Annotated in this window: 5 protein-coding genes; all 5 read left to right on the forward strand. The window is 41.3% G+C overall.

The window, feature by feature from the left end; all coding sequences use genetic code 11:
- Positions 1–476 (forward strand): purine-nucleoside phosphorylase (locus tag AC3LHT_RS03940; protein ID WP_488662046.1); only part of this gene is annotated, 476 nt, incomplete at its 5' end.
- A gap of 21 nt (positions 477–497) precedes the next feature.
- On the forward strand, positions 498–2873 hold the full coding sequence (gene leuS / locus AC3LHT_RS03945) for a leucine--tRNA ligase (protein WP_488662047.1): 2376 nt from the start codon (positions 498–500) through the stop codon (positions 2871–2873).
- A gap of 45 nt (positions 2874–2918) precedes the next feature.
- A complete protein-coding gene (locus AC3LHT_RS03950) occupies positions 2919–3836 on the forward strand; it encodes a hypothetical protein (RefSeq protein WP_290646236.1) in 918 nt (305 codons plus the stop codon).
- Between the two features lie 177 nt (positions 3837–4013).
- Positions 4014–4544, forward strand: a complete 531-nt coding sequence (locus AC3LHT_RS03955) for a dihydrofolate reductase family protein (RefSeq protein ID WP_290646350.1) — start codon at positions 4014–4016, stop codon at positions 4542–4544.
- A 95-nt stretch (positions 4545–4639) separates the two neighbouring features.
- Positions 4640–5242 carry a diguanylate cyclase gene (locus AC3LHT_RS03960; RefSeq protein ID WP_290646234.1) on the forward strand — a complete coding sequence of 201 codons (603 nt, stop codon included), beginning with the start codon at positions 4640–4642 and terminating at the stop codon, positions 5240–5242.
- Positions 5243–5336 lie beyond the last annotated feature (94 nt).

Consider the following 5336-nt stretch of genomic DNA (forward strand, 5'->3'; position numbering starts at 1 on the left):
GGCTCGACCCTGATTTTGAAATTGGTCATCCGATGCTTATTAAGGACCAGATCAATTTCATGGGGTTAAATCCTCTAATAGGCCCAAACGTTGAGGAATGGGGCCCCAGATTTCCTGACATGAGCGAAGCATATGATAAAGAATTGCGTTCTATTGCTTTTCTTGCGGCGAAAGAGCTTGGTATAGGAGTTTATGAAGGTGTATATGTTGGGGTGTCAGGCCCAAGCTTTGAAACACCAGCTGAGTTGAAAATGTTGAGGAGCTTTGGGGCAGATGCAGTTGGGATGTCAACTGTTCCAGAGGTCATTGTAGCAAGGCATGCTGGGATAAAGGTCCTGGGTATGTCAGCCATAACAGATAGGGCTGTCTCTGATGACCTTAAACCTTTAACGGCGGAGGAAGTAATTGAAGCCGCGAACAAAACTGGTAAGCAAATGGCAAAAATAATATTGAGATTTATAAGCAAGCTTGACTAAAACCTGAACAGGGGGATGCCAATGTACGACTTTAAAGCTGTTGAAAAAAAATGGCAGGATTACTACGAAAGAGAAAAACCTTATGAGGTAAATCTGAAAGATGCAAAAAAGCCTTTTTATAATCTCATGATGTTTCCGTATCCATCTGCTTCCGGGCTTCACATCGGGAATATGTATTCTTTTATTGGATCCGATGTTTATGGCCGCTACATGAGGCTGAAAGGCTATGATGTTTTTGAACCTATTGGTTTTGACGCTTTTGGCATTCATAGCGAGAACTATGCTCTGAAAATTGGCAAACATCCTGCAAAATTGACTCCCAAAAGTATAGAGTATTTCAGGGAAAAGCAGTTGAAGAAAATTGGAAACATCTTTGACTGGCGTAGTGAGGTAAATACCTCGGATCCCGAGTATTATCGCTGGACCCAGTGGATCTTTTTAAAGCTCTACGAAGCTGGCTTGGCCGAGAAACGCGAATCCACCGTCAACTGGTGTCCATCCTGTAAAACCGTTCTTGCTGATGAACAGGTTATTGAAGGAAAATGTGAAAGATGTGGTACAGAAATCACAAAACGCCAGATGAGTCAATGGTTTTTCAAAATCACGAAGTACGCTGATCGATTACTTGAAAATCTCGGCAAACTCGATTGGACCGAAATCACCAAAAACATACAGAGAAGTTGGATTGGTCGCTCCAGGGGTGCGACAATTGCTTTCAAGGTCGAGGGGAAAGACGAATACATAGAAGTGTTCACCACAAGACCCGACACTGTTTACGGAGTCACTTATCTTGTTCTCGCACCGGAGCATGAAATGACTAAATCGTTGATAAAAGACGATCAAAAGCCTATCTTTAATGAATTCTTGAATATTGTGAATAAGATGGACGAGGCTACCAGGACATCAATAAAAAGGGAGAAAAATGGCATATTTACTGGTAGTTTTGCGCTGCATCCTCTTACGGGCAACCGTATTCCCATTTGGATAGGTGATTACGTTCTGGCGGAGTACGGAACCGGTGCCGTAATGGCGGTACCAGCCCATGATGAGAGGGACTATGTCTTTGCTAAAAAATATGGCCTGGAGATCAAACAAGTAATAGAATGCTCTCCAGAGGAACTTCCTTACACTGAGTATGGGGTCATGATAAACAGCGGGCCTCATACTGGATGGAAAAGTGAAGAGTTTATAGAAAGAGTAGGAGAAATTCACGAAAGCATGAAGCCAACAGTCAACTATCATCTTCATGATTGGTGCGTCTCCAGGCAAAGATACTGGGGCCCTCCTATTCCTGTTATCTACTGTGATAAATGTGGAATTGTTCCTGTCCCTGAGGAAGATCTTCCTGTTTTATTACCAGAAACTGATGATTACATTCCTGATGGGAGTGGCCTATCTCCTCTTGCGAGGAATGCAGAATTTGTCAATACAACATGCCCTAAGTGTGGAGGCCCTGCCAAAAGGGAAACAGACGTGAGCGATAATTTCCTTGACTCTGCATGGTATTTCCTGAGATATGTTTCACCGCATGATGATAAGAACCCATATGATCCCGAATTGGCAAAGAAATGGCTTCCCGTTGACATGTATATCGGTGGAAATGAACATGCCAATCTTCATCTCATGTATTCCAGATTCATCACCATGGCACTCCATGACATGGGATTGCTTCATTTTGAAGAGCCCTTTATTTCTTTTAGAGGCCATGGCTTGATAATCAAAGATGGCCAAAAAATGAGCAAGTCCAAAGGTAATATTGTCAACCCCAACGAGTACTTTGAAACACATGGCGTTGATGCTTTACGGACCTATTTGATGTTCATGGGGAGCTTTTTAGAAGGCGGCGATTTTAGAGACAGCGGGATGGATGCCATAAAGAGATTTCTAAACAGAGTTTGGGAAATTGCCAATCTTCCCGAAGCCAAAAGTCCCCTTGAACTGAAAATAAAGATGGCTGAAACTATTGAAAAGGTCCAATATTCAATTGAAAACATTAAGTATAACACAGCCATAGCTGCAATAATGGAATTTGTGAACGAAGCCTTAAAACATAACAGCATTGAAAGACAGCTGGTTATCGACCTTGCGAAGCTTCTTGCGCCTTTTGCCCCTTTCATATCTGAGGAAATATTTGAGTTGAAAGGTGGAAAAGGTGGTGTGTTGAACGCCGGGTTCCCTGCGGATTATGAAAAATACTTGAAACTCGCTGATGTAGAAATCCCTGTACAGATCAACGGTAAAATTAGGGGAAAAGTCGAAGTGTCCCAAGGTGCTACGAGAGATACAGTATTGGAAGCTTTGAAAAAAGATCCGAAAATCTCCAAGCATCTTGAGGGTAAAGAGATAAGAAAAGTCATCTATGTTCCGGACAAAATAATGAATCTTATCGTTAAGTAATATATCAAAAAAGCCCGCGAAAGCGGGCTTTTTTGGAGGTGCCTTATGAATAGCCTGACTATTACCATAATCGTTATATTCGTGACTGCCATCATAGTTGCTTATCTCAAAGCCACATGGAGAGACCGATGTCTAAAAGATATGGAAAAATTCCCCGTGATACTCATATTGAAAGACGGAAAAGCGGTATGGGGAACCTTGGAGCTGGAAAGCAGCGGTTTACTTTTGAGATATTCAAAGCCTCACAAGAGCGGCTCACACTTCGAAACGGGTTTTATTCTTTATAGAACTGAATACGCAAGTATAAAGACCATTTATAGAATACCGGCTGATCTGGATGAAGCCCAAAGAAGAAGGCGAGAGCTTAGGACCTTTTCTTCCAAATCAGGGTTGCTTGTCACAGTGAGGAAGACTGTTCGCAACTTCTTTGCAGCGGTTAGGGATGCCATTGTTGAGTCGATGAAATTACTAATAGGACAGGTTACACCCAAAAGTTCCGTTCTCTCTGGAAAAGAAAAGTATGTGAACAAAATGGGCGAAAGTTTTGTCGATTACATTGGCAACTCGTATGACCCCCTTCTGGAAAAACTCATAGGGAAACGTGTTGTATATGAGCGCTTTGAAAATGATGCTTGGCAAGAGTACACCGGTATATTGAAAAACTACACCAAGGATTTCATAGAGATAATAAACGCAATTACGCCAATAATGTTGAATTTTCCTGTAAAGCCAGGAAAAAGCACCGCTATGGGAATAGCTATTGAAACAAAGGACAATCATGTAATTATAACCAACAACAGACAAACGCCAGTGAAATTGTTAACTTCTGAAAAGCCTTTGATACTACAACCAGGAGAAAATACTGAAATAACCCATGTTGAAAATGTTAGTGTCGAATTGTCTGAAGAAGTAGATGTGATCTTTCCGAGATCAGAGGCCATAGTACGTCATACAGTGGATTGAAGAATAGAAATAAAAACAGCGAGCAAATTAGAAAACATTTTCATAGAGAAACAAAACCACTTGTACATTAAAAAGGTAAAAAAGTGTACCGGTTTATACCACCACCTTTAGAGAAAGGAGGAAGCAGCACATCCCCTTTCATCACGCAGTAGAAGGGCTTTCTTGTGCTTGTCAACAATGAGCAAAATAAGAGCGGCCATCATAGCTGTAATGAGTGCAAATGGTGTTTTATCCAGAGGAAGCAGTCTTGCAGTAGATTGGTCTTCAAGAGAAGACAAGAAATTTTTCAAGAATTTAACCCGTAAAATGGGTGTGGTTGTAATGGGAAGAAAAACCTTCGAAACGCTCAATTATAAACCTCTCTCTGGTAGGTTAAATGTTGTTCTGAGTCGAACCCCGCACCATTACAGGGACCCCCTTTCTGAGAATCTCATTATTACCGATATGCCTCCCGAAAAGCTCCTGCACTTTCTTCAAGAACGTGGCTATAATGATGTGGCTATAATTGGAGGACCACAAATATTCTCTCTTTTTCTTGAACATGGCTTGATAACGGATATATACCTGACAATCGAACCTATTGTTCTCAGTGGCGATGTTCATTTTCAACTTGTCGAACATGATCATTTTCTCAAGCTTTTAGAACTAAGGAAACTCTCATCTGATAGCATCTTGCTGCATTATACCCTGAAAAACCACTCTGGGTAATTCACCTGTTTTTTACATTTTTCATTTGGTTATAATATATAAATATATGTATATGTATATACTAATAATGACATCATATAAAAGGAGGTCATAAAATGCCAACACCTTTTGAGAAAATTCGGGAGATTTTTAATCAGGCGTATGCTTCAGGGAGTTTTGCAGTGGGAAATCTGGATATTGACAACTTCTACAACATCAACGAAGAATATGGAAGAAAATGCGGAGACAGGGTCATTGAATTCATCGATGAAATCCTAAAGGAGAGTTTGCCAGATGGTTTTATTGTTGAAAGAGCTGGCGATGAATTTTTTGTTATGAGTTCAGAGCACACAGCCGAAACACTGCTAATGGAACTGGAAGAAGCGAGAAAGCAGATTGAAGTTGCGGAACTCGAATGTGAAGGCCATCTGATCAAGTTCACAGTTTCAGGTGCGGTAGCAGATATCCCCAGGAGCGCTTCAAGTGTTGATGGATTGATACATGTTCTCGAAGATGGAATGTTCACAGCTAAAAAGCAGGGGAGAAATAGAATGGTTTTCGCCCCTGCGGAAGGTAAACAAAAGATGTCACTCAAATCGAGCTATTATCCAAAATCTCAACTTGAAAAACTTTCAAGACTGGCAAAAAGGCTAAAAAAGACTGAGTCAGCGCTTCTCAGGGAAGCTCTTATTGATCTATTAAGAAAGTACAGCCAATAATGAGCTTAATGAAAAAGCGCGCATCTAGCGCGCTTTTTTTTGGAGCGGGCGACGGGACTCGAACCCGCGACCCTCAGCTTGGGAAGCTGATGCT

This window comes from Kosmotoga sp., from assembly GCF_982836095.1.